This window comes from Luteimonas huabeiensis HB2 (assembly GCF_000559025.1).
In the GTDB taxonomy this organism is placed as follows: Bacteria; Pseudomonadota; Gammaproteobacteria; order Xanthomonadales; family Xanthomonadaceae; genus Luteimonas; species Luteimonas huabeiensis.
The window spans coordinates 146,017-160,265 of the sequence record NZ_JAAN01000024.1; the positions used below are offsets into that span (position 1 = coordinate 146,017).

Annotated in this window: 15 protein-coding genes and 1 tRNA gene; 5 read left to right on the top strand and 11 right to left on the bottom strand. The window is 73.0% G+C overall.

Translation table 11 applies throughout. The annotated features are described in order from the left end of the window. Positions 1 to 3: 3 nt before the first annotated feature. The 3 genes from Z164_RS0110325 to hisS form a co-directional block, all read right to left on the bottom strand. Positions 4 to 330, bottom strand: coding sequence for a YerC/YecD family TrpR-related protein (locus Z164_RS0110325; protein ID WP_024890621.1), 327 nt, complete (start codon positions 328 to 330; stop codon positions 4 to 6). Positions 331 to 762: 432 nt separating this feature from the next. After that, positions 763 to 1,134, bottom strand: a complete 372-nt coding sequence (locus Z164_RS0110330) for a hypothetical protein (protein ID WP_024890622.1) — start codon at positions 1,132 to 1,134, stop codon at positions 763 to 765. 28 nt (positions 1,135 to 1,162) lie between these two features. Next, the gene (hisS, locus tag Z164_RS0110335; RefSeq protein WP_024890623.1) at positions 1,163 to 2,533 is read right to left on the bottom strand and encodes a histidine--tRNA ligase; all 1,371 of its coding nucleotides are present in this window, start codon (positions 2,531 to 2,533) and stop codon (positions 1,163 to 1,165) included. 138 nt (positions 2,534 to 2,671) lie between these two features. On the opposite strand from hisS, the gene Z164_RS0110340 reads away from it, so the two are divergent. Further along, a tRNA-Pro gene (locus Z164_RS0110340) sits at positions 2,672 to 2,748 on the top strand. Positions 2,749 to 3,082: 334 nt separating this feature from the next. After that, complete coding sequence (locus Z164_RS20355; protein ID WP_043689753.1) at positions 3,083 to 4,453, top strand: sensor histidine kinase; 1,371 nt, start codon at positions 3,083 to 3,085, stop codon at positions 4,451 to 4,453. Between the two features lie 65 nt (positions 4,454 to 4,518). On the opposite strand, the gene Z164_RS0110350 is transcribed toward Z164_RS20355, so the two are convergent. The 3 genes from Z164_RS0110350 to Z164_RS0110360 all read right to left on the bottom strand — a co-directional run bounded on the left by Z164_RS0110350 (position 4,519) and on the right by Z164_RS0110360 (position 6,606). Continuing rightward, positions 4,519 to 5,061 carry a YaeQ family protein gene (locus Z164_RS0110350; protein ID WP_024890624.1) on the bottom strand — a complete coding sequence of 181 codons (543 nt, stop codon included), beginning with the start codon at positions 5,059 to 5,061 and terminating at the stop codon, positions 4,519 to 4,521. Between the two features lie 68 nt (positions 5,062 to 5,129). Further along, positions 5,130 to 5,987 carry a PA4780 family RIO1-like protein kinase gene (locus Z164_RS0110355; RefSeq protein ID WP_024890625.1) on the bottom strand — a complete coding sequence of 286 codons (858 nt, stop codon included), beginning with the start codon at positions 5,985 to 5,987 and terminating at the stop codon, positions 5,130 to 5,132. Positions 5,988 to 6,072: 85 nt separating this feature from the next. Further along, on the bottom strand, positions 6,073 to 6,606 hold the full coding sequence (locus Z164_RS0110360) for a hypothetical protein (protein WP_024890626.1): 534 nt from the start codon (positions 6,604 to 6,606) through the stop codon (positions 6,073 to 6,075). 299 nt (positions 6,607 to 6,905) lie between these two features. On the opposite strand from Z164_RS0110360, the gene Z164_RS0110365 reads away from it, so the two are divergent. From Z164_RS0110365 to Z164_RS0110375, 3 genes are all read left to right on the top strand, one after another. Then, positions 6,906 to 7,205: a YkgJ family cysteine cluster protein gene (locus tag Z164_RS0110365; protein ID WP_024890627.1), complete on the top strand. Its 300-nt coding sequence runs from the start codon at positions 6,906 to 6,908 to the stop codon at positions 7,203 to 7,205. Between the two features lie 14 nt (positions 7,206 to 7,219). Then, positions 7,220 to 7,480, top strand: coding sequence for a hypothetical protein (locus Z164_RS20360; RefSeq protein ID WP_024890628.1), 261 nt, complete (start codon positions 7,220 to 7,222; stop codon positions 7,478 to 7,480). 76 nt (positions 7,481 to 7,556) lie between these two features. Next, positions 7,557 to 7,970 (top strand): surface-adhesin E family protein, encoded by a 414-nt coding sequence (locus Z164_RS0110375; RefSeq protein WP_024890629.1) that lies wholly within the window; start codon positions 7,557 to 7,559, stop codon positions 7,968 to 7,970. A gap of 124 nt (positions 7,971 to 8,094) precedes the next feature. Here the strand turns inward: Z164_RS0110375 and proB are convergent, their stop codons facing one another. The 5 genes from proB to Z164_RS0110400 form a co-directional block, all read right to left on the bottom strand. Continuing rightward, complete coding sequence (gene proB, locus Z164_RS0110380) at positions 8,095 to 9,243, bottom strand: glutamate 5-kinase (RefSeq protein WP_024890630.1); 1,149 nt, start codon at positions 9,241 to 9,243, stop codon at positions 8,095 to 8,097. Between the two features lie 44 nt (positions 9,244 to 9,287). Then, positions 9,288 to 10,580 (bottom strand): argininosuccinate lyase, encoded by a 1,293-nt coding sequence (gene argH / locus Z164_RS0110385; protein ID WP_024890631.1) that lies wholly within the window; start codon positions 10,578 to 10,580, stop codon positions 9,288 to 9,290. Positions 10,581 to 10,761: 181 nt separating this feature from the next. After that, a complete protein-coding gene (argC, locus tag Z164_RS0110390) occupies positions 10,762 to 11,730 on the bottom strand; it encodes an N-acetyl-gamma-glutamyl-phosphate reductase (protein ID WP_024890632.1) in 969 nt (322 codons plus the stop codon). Next, positions 11,727 to 13,067, bottom strand: coding sequence for an acetylglutamate kinase (locus tag Z164_RS0110395; protein WP_024890633.1), 1,341 nt, complete (start codon positions 13,065 to 13,067; stop codon positions 11,727 to 11,729). Before Z164_RS0110395 ends, argC begins: the two co-directional genes overlap by 4 nt. Positions 13,068 to 13,136: 69 nt before the next feature. Further along, complete coding sequence (locus tag Z164_RS0110400) at positions 13,137 to 14,222, bottom strand: acetylornithine deacetylase (RefSeq protein WP_024890634.1); 1,086 nt, start codon at positions 14,220 to 14,222, stop codon at positions 13,137 to 13,139. Positions 14,223 to 14,249: the final 27 nt, after the last annotated feature.

The following is a 14,249-nucleotide window of genomic DNA, read 5'->3' on the forward strand; positions in this document are numbered from 1 at the left end:
GGGTCAGTGGGAGGGGACGAGGTGCGGGAACTGCAGGCGCGCGGCGGCGGCGTAGCCGCCCTCGCCGTGGCTGAGCGTGCGGGCGACGCGGCCGACGGTGGTCACGCTGACCCGGGTGCGCTCGTGGATCTCGCGGTAGGGCACGCCTTCGAGCAGCAGCGGCACCACCTTCCAGCGATCCGACAGCGCTTCCAGCTCGGCCGGGGTGCACAGGTCGCGCAGGAAGGCGACCACGTCCTCGGGCCGCTCGAGCGCGGCGAGCGCGCGCGCCAGCCCGTCGAGGGCGGCCTCGGCATCGCGGCGGGGAACGGGATCGGGACGCTGCTTCACGGGGTCCAATGTATTAACGCGTTAGTGCATTATGCCGCGCGCGATCGCGCTGTCAACCGGCGATCGCGGATGGCGCCGGGCCGAGGTTCCCAAGGATGCGCGCGGCTGCCGCTCCGGCGAGCGCCGCCGTGGCAGCCACCCGGGGCTTCTTTGCTGTCGGGGAAAGCGTCGGACAGGAAACTCCTGAACGAGGTTCAGAAGCTCTGCAAACCGGAGGGCTTGCCCGCAGTCAATCGCGCAAGTGATCGATCTGCGTGAGCCAGTCCGGACATGTGCCGGACCGGCGGCGTCCGAACAAGGCCATGGACGGACTTGTTCAGACCGTCCATAGCGCAGCGCGCGCGTCCCCGCAGCGCCCTGCGCCGCGAGGCGCGACGGAAGAAGACGGCACTGGCGAAAACCCGGGCCCGCGCCGCCGGCGAAAGCGACGCGTCAGGCGTCCGGGCCGGCGCCGCCGCGGCGATGCGCGATCGCCCAGCCCAGCGCCACGCCGGCCACCGCGCCGGCGATCTCCATCAGCACCCGCGTGCCGAGGCCGTTGGGATCGTGGATGCGCTGCAGCGCGATGCGCGCGTAGACCGGCGATTCCAGCCTCACCACGCCCAGGTAGAACAGGTTCCAGATGTCGAGGCCAGCGGCGATCGCCACCGCCGCCAGGCAGGCCCAGCCGATCGAGTGGCCCGGGTTCCAGCGCAGCCGCACCGACAGCGCATGGAACGCGGCGAACGCCAGCAGGCCGACGACGAACGCGATCAGCCCCGCCTCCAGCGCGCCCAGCACGCCGAAGTGCAGCGGCAGGTTCATCCGCGCCCCGCCCGGGCCGGCGCTGCGCTCACCGCATCGTCCTCGCCTGCTCGCGCTCGACCTTCAGCGTCTCGGCGAGTTCGTCCTCGGCCACCTCGAACTGCTCGCCGCGCCGGAGGTCCTTGACCGCGACCGCGCCGCGCGCGGCCTCGTCCTCGCCGCGGATCACCACGAAACGGATGCCGGCGCGATCGGCGTACTGCAGCTGGCGCGCCAGCTTGCGCGGCTCCAGCTGGGTCTCCACGTTGAGCCCGGCCATGCGCAGGCGCTGCGAGATCGACAGCGCGCGGTCCAGGCCGGCGTCGTCCATCAGCGCGACCAGCACGTCCACCGAGCTCTCGGCGGTGTCGATCAGACCGGCCTCGCGCAGTTGCCAGAACAGCCGGGTCAGGCCGATCGAAATGCCCACGCCGGGCAGCTTCGACTTGGTGTAGTGGCCGGCCAGGTCGTCGTAGCGGCCGCCCGAGCAGATCGAGCCGATCTGCGGGTGCGCGTCCAGCGTGGTCTCGTAGACCATGCCGGTGTAGTAGTCCAGGCCGCGCGCGATCGAGAGGTTGATCGCGTAATCGGTCTCGGGCACGCCCAGCGCGCGCAGGCGCTGCAGCGCCTCGCGCAGCTCGCTGCGCCCCTGCTCGAACAGCGCCCCGCCCTCGCCCAGCGCGGCGAGCTTGGCCAGCGCATCGTCGTGGCCCTGCGAGCGCACCTGCGAGAACGCCAGCACCCGGTCCACGACCTCGGCCGACAGCGCGAAGTCCTCGCCCTGGAGCGTCGCGCGCACCGCCTCCGCGCCGCGCTTGTCCAGCTTGTCCAGCTCGCGCAGCACCGCCATCTGCCGCGCGTCGGCGATGCCCAGGCCCTCGAAGAAACCGCGCAGCAGCTTGCGGTGGTTGAGCTGGATGGTGAACGCGCCCAGGCCCAGGGCGCGGAACACGGCGTGGACGACCGCCGGGATCTCGGCGTCGTAGCGCGGCGACAGCGCGTCCTTGCCGATGATGTCGATGTCGCACTGGTAGAACTCGCGGAAACGCCCGCGCTGCGCGCGCTCGCCGCGGTAGACGCGCTGCATCTGGTAGCGGCGGAACGGGAACGCGAGATCGTGCTCGTGCTCGGCCACGTAGCGCGCCAGCGGCACGGTGAGGTCGAAGCGCAGCGCCAGCTCCGGCAGGCCCTCGCCCTCCTTGGCCAGCGCGCCGGTGGACTGCACGAAGTACACCTGCCGCTCGGTCTCGCCGCCGGACTTGGTCAACAGCACCTCGGACAGTTCGAACACCGGCGTCTCCACCGGCAGGAAACCGAAGCCCTCGAAGATGCGGCGGATGGTGTCGAGCATGCGCTGGAAGGCGATCTGGTCGCGCGGCAGCAGCTCCATCACCCCGGGCGGGGTACGCGGCTTGATCAAGTGACGGCTCCGGTGACGTGGGGAAATCGGCGTAGAGTCTAACGGTTCGGCCCGCCGGCCCGACCGCCCCGCATGCGTCGTCGCGCCCCCACTTGCCGCTGGCCCGTCGCCTGCCTAGAATACGCGGCTCGCCCAAGTCGGGGTGTAGCTCAGTCTGGTAGAGCGCTACGTTCGGGACGTAGAGGTCGCAGGTTCGAATCCTGTCTCCCCGACCAATCGATGGCACGGCAAAGGCCCTGGAACCCGTGAAGAACGGTTCCGGGGTTTTTTGTGCGCGCCGCTGCCGGGCGGCGGCGCACCCGAGGCGTGGCGGCCGCGTAAGGACGCTCGATCCGCCCGCCGCGCGCGCCGGCGCCCATGCGTCCTGCCGCGCCCCGGGCCCGCCGGGGTCCGGCGGCCCGCTCGCGGCTGCGCGCCGGCCGCTTATAATCGCCCGCCCCATCGCGGAGGGCCGAAAGTGGGCAAGCCGCCACGCAACGCGCCGGTCCACGGGCTCGCCTCGCCCGGGGTGCCCGCGCGCGCCCCGGGCGCCTCGGCGCGGTTCGCGCCATGAAGGCCGTGCTGCGCTGGCTCGGGAGCGCGCCGATCGGCGACCCGGTGGACCGGCGCAATGCGCCGTTCCTGCAGTCGCTGCTGCTGTTCTTCGGCATCTTCGTGCCGATCAACAAGGCGATCTTCCTGTACGCGGTCGTCGGCGGGCACGTGCCGCGGCCGGACACCCTGAGGCTGTCGGCCGACCTGGCCACCGATGTCCTGCTCGTGGCCTCGGCCTGGATCGCGCTGTGGTGGATCCGCCGCGGGCGCTTTCGGCAGGGCGTCGCGCTGTTCCTGTCCGTCGCGGCCGCATGCGTCGGCATCGCCTATGCCAGCGTCGGGCTGGCGCAGGTGGGCCTCGATCCGATCCCGCTGGTGTTGCTGTCGCTCGCCGCCCTGGTGCTGGGCCGGCGGGCGCTGGGACTCATGCTCGCGGCGCTGACGGCGATGCTGCTGGGCTGTCTGGCGCTGGACATGCTCCGCGCCGCCTCGCCGCCGGCCGTCGCGATCGGCAAGGCCGTCTCCATCGGCGGGATCTGGCTGCTCATCTCGCTGGTGCTCGATCGCACCGTGGCCGCGCTGCGCCGGAGCCTGGAGGAGTCCGAGCAACGGCGCAGGGACCTGGAAGCGGCCCACCTGCGGCTGCAGGAGGAAACCGCCGAACGCGAGCGCACCCGCGAGCAGCTGATCCATTCGCAGAAGCTCGACGTGGCCGGGCGGCTCGCCAGCGGCCTCTCGCACGACTTCAACAACCTGCTGGCCATCACCCTGGGATACGCGCAGCAGCGCAACCAGCTGGCCGCGCAGGGCGGAGAACCCGCGCTCGTCGCGGCGCTGGAGCGCGTGGAACAGACCACCCGCCGGGCCATGGCGGTCAGCCACAAGCTGCTCGACTTCAGCCGGCTCGAGATGTCGCAGCCGGAGACCTTCGATGCCGGCGCCGCGCTGCAGAACCTGCGGCCGATGCTCCGGCAACTGCTCGGCCCGCGCATCGAACTGCGGCTGGAGCGGCCGGACGCCTCGCTGCCCGTCCGCATGGACCGGGGCAGCTTCGAACTGGCGGTCCTGAACGTCGCCGGCAACGCCCGGGACGCGCTCGCCGCGGCGGGCGCTGGGACGTTCCGGATCGCCGTCACCCGAGACGCTGCCGGCGGCTCGCTCGTCCTGGACCTGAGCGACGACGGGCCAGGCATTCCCGAGCCGATCCGAAACCGCGTATTCACGCCCTTCTTCACCACCAAGCCCAGGGGCGAAGGCACCGGACTCGGCCTGTCGGTGGTGCGCGACGTCATCGCCGGCGCGGGCGGCGACATCGCCATCGAATGCCCGCCTTCCGGCGGCACGACGGTGCGCATCCTGCTGCCGCTGGCTTCGCAGACCGGGTGACGGAACGCGCCGCGGCGGCGCGGCCGCCCTCCGGCGGGCCGTCGCCCGCGCCGAAGCCGCCCGGCCTACGCGCGCATCCGCAGCCGCGGCGTCAGCGCCACGCTGGCGCGATCGCTCATCAGTTGCAGTTCGCCATCCTCGATCATGGCGGTCAGGCGCATGCCGCGCGCCAGCAGCGCGGTCGCCGCCTCCACCTCGGCGGGGTCCAGGGCCAGCACGGTGAGGTTGCGCAGCCGCGACAGCCCGGCGCGGTTGCGCTCCCACCACAGGTCGGCGGCGTGGCCGCCGTAGTTGACCACCACCACCTGCGCGGCGCGCCCGCTGGCCTTGCGCACCCGGCTCTCGTCCGGCTGCCCGAGGTCGATCCACTGCTCGATGTCGCCGCCGTAGTCGTGCCGCCACAGGTCCGGCTCGTCCTCGCTGCCGAGCCCGCGCCCGAACGCCAGCCGCTCGTCGGCGTGCAGGACGAACGCGATCAGGCGGGCCATCAGCCGCAGCGGGGTCTCGGAGGGGTGCTGGGCCAGGGTCAGGTTGTGCTCGGCGTAGTAGTGCCGGTCCATGTCGCTGACCTGCAGCTCGAGCCGGTAGATGGTGGCGTTGGGGGCCATCGGTGCGCCGGAAAGGAAGGAGGCGCGATTGTAGGCGCTCGCGCGGACGGGGCCCGCGCGGCCCGCGCTCAATCCCGCCCTTCGGCTTCCTCGCGCCCCTGCTGGCGGATGATCGCCTCCTGCCGGGCGTCCTCGATCGAGCGCAGCACCGCGCGGGTGTCGGCGCGGCGGGTGTCGAAGGCGAAGCGCCCGCTCAGCACGCTGTCGGGCCGCAATTCGCCGCGCTCGAACAGCGCCCACATCTCCTCGCCGTGATGGGTGGCGGCCAGCTCCGGTGCGAAGCGGGCCAGGGTGTCGCGGATGTTGTGCACGTCGCGCAGCAGCATGGCGCGCGCGGCGTTGTTGCCGGCCGCGCTCACCACCTGCGGGAAGTCGATGATCACCGGGCTGTCCGGCGCCACCAGGACGTTGTATTCGGACAAATCGCCGTGGACCAGGCCCAGGCAGAGCATGCGCGCGACGTCGGCCACCAGCGCCCGGTGGAAGGCCCGCGCGCGCTCCGCGTCGAGCGTGGCCTCGGCCAGGCGCGGCGCGCTGCGGCCGTCCTCGTCGACCACCAGTTCCATCAGCAGCACGCCGTGGAAGAAACCGTACGGGCGCGGCACGCGCACGCCGGCGTCCGCCAGCCGGTAGAGCGCATCGGCCTCGGCGTGCTTCCACGCCGCTTCCTGTTCCCGGCGGCCGAAGCGGCTGGCCTTGCCGATCGCGCGCTGCTGGCGGCTGCCGCGCACGCGGCGCCCTTCCTGGTACTGCGCGCGCGCCTGGAAGCTGCGCTGGGCCATGTCCTTGTAGACCTTGGCGCAGCGCACCTCGGCGCCGGCGCGCACCACGTACACCGAGGCCTCCTTGCCGCTCTTGAGCGGCCTCACGACGGCGTCGATCAGGCCGTCGTCGATCAGCGGCTGCAAGCCGGCGGGCGTCTTCATGTCGTGTCGGCACTCCGGCGTGGGCGGCGCCCATTGTGGGCCGAAACCGCCGATCGCGGCAGGATCGACACGGGCACCCGCCCCTTCAGAGCGTGGCGATGGTCTCGCCGCCGCGCGCGGCCAGCGCCTCCCGGGCGCGATCGCGCTCCTCGGTGCTGAAGGCGTGCACCACCACCGCCGACCGGCCCGCCTTGAGCGCGCCGCGGACCTTCAGCAGGTAGGGATCGTGATCCGGGCGCAGCGAGACCAGGCCGCCGGCCATCAGCCCGAACACGCCGCCGTAGCCGACGATCAGGCCGCCGGCGAGCCACGGCGAATTCGCCACCGCCTCGATGCCCATCGCCCACAGCGCGGCGAAGACCAGCGCGCCCACGATCAGCCCGACGATGCCGAGCTTGTAGTGGGCGATCAGGATCGTACGGAAGATGCCCCGCCCCTCGGGCTCCAGCTTGCGGCCCGGATAGCGGTCGTGGGGCGTGACCACCTGCACCTGCGAATCCTGCAACCCCAGCGCGGAGCGGATCTCGGCGGCGGCCGCGCGCGCGGCCGCTTCGCTGTCGAACACCGCGGCCACCTTGCTGTCGGACGTTTCGCCGGTGACGGAGGAAAGCGTGCTCATCGCGTGGCGCTCCGGGGACGATGGGCCGAGGCTAGGCGCGGTGCGATCAACGGTGCGTGACCCCGGCGGCGGCGCGCCCGGACGGCGCGCGTGCTAGCATGGCGACTCGAGTCCCGCTCGATCCGCGCGTCACGCGCGACCTGACCGTCGCCCGCTTCGCTTCCACCCACGCGTCATCGCCCGCCGTCCGGGGCGACGCCTCAAGGAAGCGCCATGCCCGCTCCCGCCCATCGCCAAGCCCGTTCCCGGTCCGGCCGGGACGGCGGGCGGTCGCGTTCGCGCCGCAACGGCGGCGCGGCATGAGCGCCGCCCCCCACTGCTCCGCCTGCGATGCGGTGTGCTGCCGCCTCACGGTCGTCCTGCAGCCCGAGGACCGCATTCCCGAACGCTTCACCGCGCGCCAGGGCGGCCTGCGGGTGATGGCGCGCGACGAACAGGGCTGGTGCGTGGCCATCGACGGCGCGCGCATGTGCTGCTCGATCTATGACACCCGCCCGGGCGTCTGCCGGCGCTTCGCCATGGCCGGCCCCCATTGCCGCGCGTCTCGCGCCGAGTATTCGGCACAGGCCGCGCGCGGCTTTTCCACACCCCCAGAGTGAACGGAGAACTCCCCATGTCGCGTACCGGCAAACCCAGCCCCGCCCCCGCCAGCGCCAGCCACCTGTTCGGTGGCCGCAAGGCCAACGACCGCGGGGCGACCGTCACCCGCGCCCGCATCGAGGCCGACCTGGCCGCGTTCCGCAAGGCCGGCGGCCGCATCGAGGTGCTGGGCGTGACCCGCTCGCTGACCCGCATCGACCCCGACGCCGATGCCGCGGCGAAGACGGACGCCGCCGCCGCGCCGAAGCCGGCCGCGCGCGGCGGTCGCCGCTAGCCCGCGTGCATGCCCGCCGCGCGACCGGCCGCGCGGCGATCGGCTAGATTGGCGCGATCCACCGCAGGATCCGCCGATGCCGCGACCGTACCGCCCGCTCCTCCTCGCCCTGGCCTTGCTGCCGGCCTGGCCGTGCGGCAGCGCCGGCGCCCAGGACGGCCGCTGGCTTTACGTCACCAGCACGCCGGAGGACACCGTGGTCGAGATCGACCGCCATGCCATCACCGCCGTGGGCGAGCGGGTGCAGGTCCGCGTGCGCTACCTGTTCGGCCCGGGCGGCCGGCGGATCCTCGGCCGCACCGCGCACCAGGCGGTGATGCTGAGCGCGATCGACTGCACGGCCGGGACCGCGGCGGTGCTGGAATCGAGCTACCACGACGAACGCGGCCGCACGGTGTCGCGGCAGCGCTACCTGGCGCCGCCGTCGGACCCCATCCGCGAAGGCAGCACCATGGAAGCCGTGGCCGAGCAGGTCTGCGACGCCGGCTGAGCGCCCGCGCGCGGAGCGGCGGAGCCGACCGCGTCTCGGGCCGGGCTGTTTTCCTCCCGCAAGCGGGATCATCCTGTTTTCCCTTCTCCCGCTTGCGGGAGAAGGAAAAAAACGTCGATTCCGCCTAGATCAGCGCCATGTCGTCGCGGTGGATGACGTTCTCGCCGTAGTTGTAGCCGAGGATGGCGTCGATCTCGCGCGAGTGGCGGCGCAGGATGCGGCGCATGTCGTCGGCGGAGTACTGGACCACGCCGCGGGCCACGCGCGCTTCGCGGTCGCCGTCGCGGCGCAGCACCTCGACCATGTCGCCGCGGCGGAAATCGCCGCGCACGGCGAGGATGCCGCCGGGCAGCAGCGAGGCGCCCTTCTCGACCAGCGCATCGGCGGCGCCGTCGTCGATCAGGATGCCGCCGCGCTCGGCCGGGGCGTTGCCCAGCCAGTGCTTGCGCGCGGCGACGCGGCTGCGCGCGGCGTGCACGCGGGTGCCGCGCAGGCGGTCGCGGGCGAGGCCCTCGATCACGTCCTCGCGGGTGCCGTTGAACAGCACGGTGGCGATGCCCGCGGCGGCGGCGCGCTGCGCGGCCTCCAGCTTGGTGACCATGCCGCCGGTGCCGACCGCGCTGCCGGCGCCGCCGGCCATCGAGAGCATGTCCGCGCCCAGCCGCGAGACCACCTCCACCGGGCGCGCATCGCGGCGGGTGCGCGGGTCGGCGTCGTACAGGCCGTCGATGTCGGTGGCGATGAACAGCACCTCGGCGTCCACCAGCGCGGCGACGATCGCGGCCAGGGTGTCGTTGTCGCCGAGCTTCAGCTCGTCGACGGAGACGGTGTCGTTCTCGTTGACGATCGGCAGCGCGCGCTGGCGCAGCAGCGCGCCGAGGGTGGCCTTGGCGTTGAGGTAGCGGCGGCGGTTGCGCAGGTCGTCGTGGGTCAGCAGCACCTGCGCCACCGGGCGCTCGAAGAAGGACTGCCAGAAGCCCATCAGCTGCGCCTGCCCGAGCGCGGCCAGCGCCTGGCGCTCGGAAATCGGCGCACCGGCCGCGGCATCGCGGTGCACGATGGCGCGCCCGGCGGCCACCGCGCCCGAGGACACCAGCACCAGCTCGCGGCCGCCGGCGATCGCGGCCGACACGAAGCGCGCCAGGTGCTGCGCGTGCCGCGGCGAGAGCCCGCCGCCGTCGGCGGCCAGCAGGCTGCTGCCGACCTTCAGCACCGCGCGCCGCCAGGGCGGCAGCTGCTGCTCGGAGAACGCGTGGTGCGGGGCTTCGGTCATCTCGTTCGGACGCGCGTCGCGCAGCGGTCGGTCGCCGTTCCAGCCTACAGCGCGGCCAGCCGCGCCTGCAGCAGGTCCAGCCGCAGGTCGGCGGCGGCGCCGGGCGAGACCCGCGCGCGCAGGCTGCCCTCCGGGGTACGGCCGTCGCCGGCGCGGTCCACCGATTCGGCGGCGGCACGGTAGGCGTCGCGGAACGGTACCCCGGCGGCGGCCTGCTCCACCGCCACGTCGGTGGCGTACATGCCGGCATCGACCGCCGCGCGCATGCGCTCCGGGCGCCATTCCAGGTTGCCCAGCAGCGCCGGCAGCAGTTCCAGCGCGGCCAGGCCGCGGCCGAAGCCGTGGACGATCGCGCCCTTGCTGGCCTGCAGGTCGCGGTGGTAGCCCGAGGGCAGCGACAGCAGCTGCTCGATCTCGGTGCGCGCGGCGGCCACGCTGGCGTGGGTGGCGCGCATCAGCTCCACCACGTCCGGGTTGCGCTTGTTGGGCATGATGGAGCTGCCGGTGGTGTACTGCGCCGGCAGCGCGACGAAGCCGTACTCGGCGCTGGTGAACAGCGACAGGTCCCAGGCCAGCCGGCGCAGGTCGAGGGTGGCCGAGCCCAGCGCCTCCAGCGCGGCCAGTTCGAACTTGCCGCGCGAGAGCTGGGCGTAGACCGGCCCCACCTGCAGCCGCGCGAAACCGAGCGCCTGGGTGGTGTGCGCGCGGTCCAGCGGCAGGTTGACCCCGTAGCCGGCGGCGGAGCCGAGCGGGTTGGCGTCGATCAGCGCCAGGGTGTCCAGCGCGCGGCGCGCGTCGTCGATGAAGGCCTCGGCCCAGCCGGCCCACCACATGCCGGCCGAGGACACCACCGCGCGCTGCAGGTGGGTGTAGCCGGGCAGCGGCAGCTCGCGCTCGGCGGCGGCGCGCTCGAGCGCCAGGCCGGCGCATTCGCGCGACAGCGCCGCCAGCCGGGCCAGCTTCTCCTTCAGCCACAGCCGGGTCGCGACCAGCACCTGGTCGTTGCGGCTGCGGCCGGTGTGGATCTTCTTGCCGGCATCGCCCAGGCGCTCGACCAGCCGCGCCTCGATCGCCGAGTGGCCGTCCTCGTAGCGCGCGTCGAGCACGAAGGCGCCGTTGCGGAAATCCTCCGCCAGCGCGTCGAGCTCGGCCTCCAGCGTCTGCAGCTCGGCGGCGGACAGGATGCCGATGCGCTCGAGGCCCTGCGCATGCGCGCGGCTGGCGGCGATGTCGTGCAGGAAGAACTCGCGGTCGAGGATCACGTCGTCGCCGGCCAGGAAGGCCTGGATCTGCGCGTCGACGGCGACGCCGGGCTTTTGCCAGAGGAGAGCGGTCATGGGGAAAGCGCCTTGGAAGCCGGGACTCGGGACTCGGGACTCGGAACTCGGAAAAGCAAACGCGACAGCTTGCGCCGCACGCCCCAAGGTCCCGGTGGAACGACGAACGATCGGAAAGGCCGCCACCCCGCTCTTCCCGGGTCCCGAGTCCCGGGTCCCGGGTCCCGTCCCAACGCCATGCTCATGCCCCGTCCTCCCACGCAATGCCCGTCAGCTCGTCGAAACCCAGCGCCGTATTGAGATTCTGCATCGCCTGGGTGGCCGCGCCCTTGAGCAGGTTGTCGAGCGTGGCCACCACCACCGCGCGGCGGCCGTCGGGCGCGACGGCGAAGCCGCCGACCTCGGCGCCGTGGCGGCCGGCGATCCGGCTCACCCAGGGCGCCTCGTCGGTCACCGCCACCAGCGGCTCGGCCGCGTAGCGCGCGCGGTAGCGGCCGGCGATCGCCTCGGCGTCGAAGGCCTCGCGCAGGTGCAGGTTCGCGGTCAGGGTGATGCCGCGGAAATGCGGCGCCACGTGCGGCATGAACTCGACCGGGGCGCCCAGGTGCAGGCTCACCTCGCGCTCGTGCACGTGGCCCACCAGCGCGTAGGGCATGAGGTTGTCGCGCAGCAGCGCGGGGTCGTTGCGCTGCGAGGGCGTGGTGCCGGCGCCGGAATAGCCCGACACGCCGAACGCCTGGACCGGGCCCGCCAGCGCGTCCAGCAGCGGCGCGATCGCCAGTTGCATCGCGGTGGCGTAGCAGCCGGGATTGCTGATCCGCCGCTGGCCGGCGTAGCGCGCGCGGGTCAGCTCGGGCAGGCCGTAGTACCAGTCCGGGTCGAAGCGGTAGTCGGCCGACAGGTCCACCACCACGGTGGCTGGCGCGGCGCGGTCGATCGCCGCCACATAGGGCGCGGCCTTGCCGTTGGGCAGCGCCAGCACCACCGCGTCCGCGCCCTGGGCGGCGGCGGCCTCGGGGCCGTAGTTGCCGTAGCGCAGGTCGCCGGCAAAGCCGTCGATGTGCGCGTCCACGCGCTCGCCGTCCAGCTCGCGCGAGGACACGAAGGCCAGCCGCAGCGCCGGGTGCCCGGCGATCAGCCGGATCAGCTCCGCGCCGGTGTGGCCGCGCGCGCCGACGATGCCGACCGTGCGCACGCCCGGCGCGCTCATGCCGCGGCCTCCTGCGCGGGCGGATCGATCAGCGTCGGCCGGTGCCGCGCGCAGTGCTCGGCGAAGAAGCGGATCTCGTCGAAGTCGCCGGTGCCGTACCAGAACACCTTCCACCGCTCCTGCTTGTAGCAGCCGTCGGACTCGGCGTAGTAGAAGATGTTGATCTGGTTGTCGTGGCGCGAGCGCCAGAACAGCTGCGGGGTCTCCTCGCGCATCACCTGCCACACCGCGCGCCCCAGGCCCTCGCCCTGCGCGTCCTCGAGCACCGCGAACTTGTCCAGGTAGACCCGGCCGTCGGCATCGGTCAGCAGCACCGCGGCGCGGTAGTTCTCGCTGACGTAGGCGCGCAGCAGCGGCGTGCGCTCGAAGTAGTCCGGGGCCAGCGCGCGGCCGAAGCTGGACTCGATCAGCGTGCGCAGGCGCGGCAGGTCCAGCGCGTCCCACGAGGCCGCGCGCAGCACGCGCTCGCCGCGGCGCACCAGGGTGCCGGAACCGCGGTGGGTGAACAGCTCCTTGGCCAGGTCGTCGGGCCGGGTGATCGAGACCGACGAGGTCAGCGGCAGCCCGTCGAGCAGTTCCTTGATCTGCTGGATCTTCAGCCGCATGCCGCCGTTGATCCAGGGCTGCGCCATCAGGTGGTCGTACTCGGTCGAGAGGTTGATCGAATCGATCACCTTGCCATCGGCGTCGAGCAGGCCGCCGGTGCCGGTGAGGAAGATGATCTTGTAGGGCTGCAGCACCCGCACCAGCTCGTTGGCGGAGACGTCGGCGTTGACGTTGAGGATCTGCCCGGACCGGGTCTCGCCGAGGCTGGCGATCACCGGGATCGAGCCCGCCTGCAGGCTGGCCTCGATCGGCGCGAGGTTGACCGCGCGGACCTGCCCGACCAGCCCGTAGGTGTCCGCGTCCAGGTAGTCGGCCTCGAACACCCCGCCGGTGATCGAGGTCGCGCGCGCCCCGCCCTGCTGCAGCGCCTCCACCAGCGCCAGGTTGGAGGCCTGGAACACGCGACGTACGATCGCCAGCGCCTCCGGCGTGGTCACCCGCAGCCCGTCCACGGTGCGCTTCTCGATGCCCGCCGCGGCCAGTTCGGCATCGAGCTGCGGGCCGGCGCCGTGGACCACGATCGGGGTCAGCCCGACCTGCTGCAGGAACGACAGCGACGAGGTCAGCGCGTCGAGATCGTCGCGCAGCACCGCGCCGCCGACCTTCACCACGGCGAAGCGCTTGGCGTCGAGCTGCGAGAAGCGCTTGAGGTACTGGCTGATCTCGCGCGCGCTGGCCATCGACGACAGCAGGCGGACGATGGTCTGGCGGGTCTGTTGGTGGGTCTGCATGGTGCGGTGTGTGTCCGTGGGAGCGCGCTCGCGCGCGCGGTCGAGCGATGGCGATGGCGTCGGCGGCCGCTAGCCGCCGAGGATCCTGTGGACCGACTCGGCATAGGTGCGCAGTTGCGCCAGCGACACCCATTCGTCGGCGGTGTGGGCCTGGGCGATGTCGCCCGGGCCGTAGACCAGCGCGGTGTGGCCCGCGGCCGAGAACAGCGAGGCCTCGGTCCAGAAGTCCACCGCGTTGCCGATCGGCAGCCCGAGTTCGTCGGCGACGTCGCGCGCGGCCAGCCGGCGTTCCTCCGCGCGCGCGACGTCGCCGGACGGCAGGCTCGGCCCGCGGAAGGTCTCCTCGAACTGCGCCGCGGCCGGCTCGGCGAGGCCGGCGAAGTCCGCCAGCAGCGCGTCCGGATCCATCGACGGCAGCGGGCGGAAGCCGAAGCGCAGTTCGGCCGCCGGCGCGATCATGTTGGCCTTGATGCCGCCTTCGATGCGGCCGATGTTGAAGCGCAGCCCGGTCAGGCCGCCGAAGCGCGCGTGCGCCAGCGACTCGACGCGGTCCAGCGCGCGCGCGCCCCAGCGCACCGCCTGGTGCAGCGCGCTGGCGGATGCGTCCTGCCGGCCCGAGGCGTGCCCGGCGGTGCCGGCGAAGCGCATCAGCACCGAGCTGATGCCGCGATGGGCCAGCACCGCCTCGCAGCGCGTGGGCTCGGCGACCAGCACCGCCTCGAAGGACAGGCCGCGCGCCAGGAAGGCGGCGATGCAGCGCGGATCGTTGGCCTCCTCGTCGGAGGAGAACAGGAACGCCGCGTCGCCCTGGCTGGCGTTGGCGGCCGCGATCAGCGCCGCCGCCGCGCCCTTGATGTCGCACACGCCCAGCCCGACCACGCGGTCGTCCAGCCGCCGCATGACGTGCGGGTCCGCGCTCCAGTGCGGCGAGTCCGGCACCGTGTCCAGGTGCACGTTGAACAGGTACTTCGGCCGCCCGCGCACCGCGTACAGGCTCACCGCGCCGGCGCCGTGGTCGGTCACCTCGACCTCGAACCCCGGCAGCTGCGCGCGGATGTAGTCGAAGATCCCGCCCTCGGCCGCGATCGCGCGCGGCGGATTGCGGGTGTCGAAGGACACCAGGGCTTCGAGGTGCTGGAGGGTGGCGTCAAGCATGCGGGGAGCAGAGGTCAGGGGCCGGGG

What these genes read in the sequence shown, in the direction of transcription:
- Z164_RS0110330 (WP_024890622.1), bottom strand. Translation starts at nt 1,134, where the DNA reads ATGAACCTGCCGCTGCACTTCGGCGTGCTGGGCGCGCTGGAGGCGGGG.
- Z164_RS20355 (WP_043689753.1), top strand. Translation starts at nt 3,083, where the DNA reads ATGAAGGCCGTGCTGCGCTGGCTCGGGAGCGCGCCGATCGGCGACCCG.
- Z164_RS0110350 (WP_024890624.1), bottom strand. Translation starts at nt 5,061, where the DNA reads ATGGCCCCCAACGCCACCATCTACCGGCTCGAGCTGCAGGTCAGCGAC.
- Z164_RS0110355 (WP_024890625.1), bottom strand. Translation starts at nt 5,987, where the DNA reads ATGAAGACGCCCGCCGGCTTGCAGCCGCTGATCGACGACGGCCTGATC.
- Z164_RS0110360 (WP_024890626.1), bottom strand. Translation starts at nt 6,606, where the DNA reads ATGAGCACGCTTTCCTCCGTCACCGGCGAAACGTCCGACAGCAAGGTG.
- Z164_RS0110365 (WP_024890627.1), top strand. Translation starts at nt 6,906, where the DNA reads ATGAGCGCCGCCCCCCACTGCTCCGCCTGCGATGCGGTGTGCTGCCGC.
- Z164_RS20360 (WP_024890628.1), top strand. Translation starts at nt 7,220, where the DNA reads ATGTCGCGTACCGGCAAACCCAGCCCCGCCCCCGCCAGCGCCAGCCAC.
- Z164_RS0110375 (WP_024890629.1), top strand. Translation starts at nt 7,557, where the DNA reads ATGCCGCGACCGTACCGCCCGCTCCTCCTCGCCCTGGCCTTGCTGCCG.
- proB (WP_024890630.1), bottom strand. Translation starts at nt 9,243, where the DNA reads ATGACCGAAGCCCCGCACCACGCGTTCTCCGAGCAGCAGCTGCCGCCC.
- argH (WP_024890631.1), bottom strand. Translation starts at nt 10,580, where the DNA reads ATGACCGCTCTCCTCTGGCAAAAGCCCGGCGTCGCCGTCGACGCGCAG.
- argC (WP_024890632.1), bottom strand. Translation starts at nt 11,730, where the DNA reads ATGAGCGCGCCGGGCGTGCGCACGGTCGGCATCGTCGGCGCGCGCGGC.
- Z164_RS0110395 (WP_024890633.1), bottom strand. Translation starts at nt 13,067, where the DNA reads ATGCAGACCCACCAACAGACCCGCCAGACCATCGTCCGCCTGCTGTCG.
- Z164_RS0110400 (WP_024890634.1), bottom strand. Translation starts at nt 14,222, where the DNA reads ATGCTTGACGCCACCCTCCAGCACCTCGAAGCCCTGGTGTCCTTCGAC.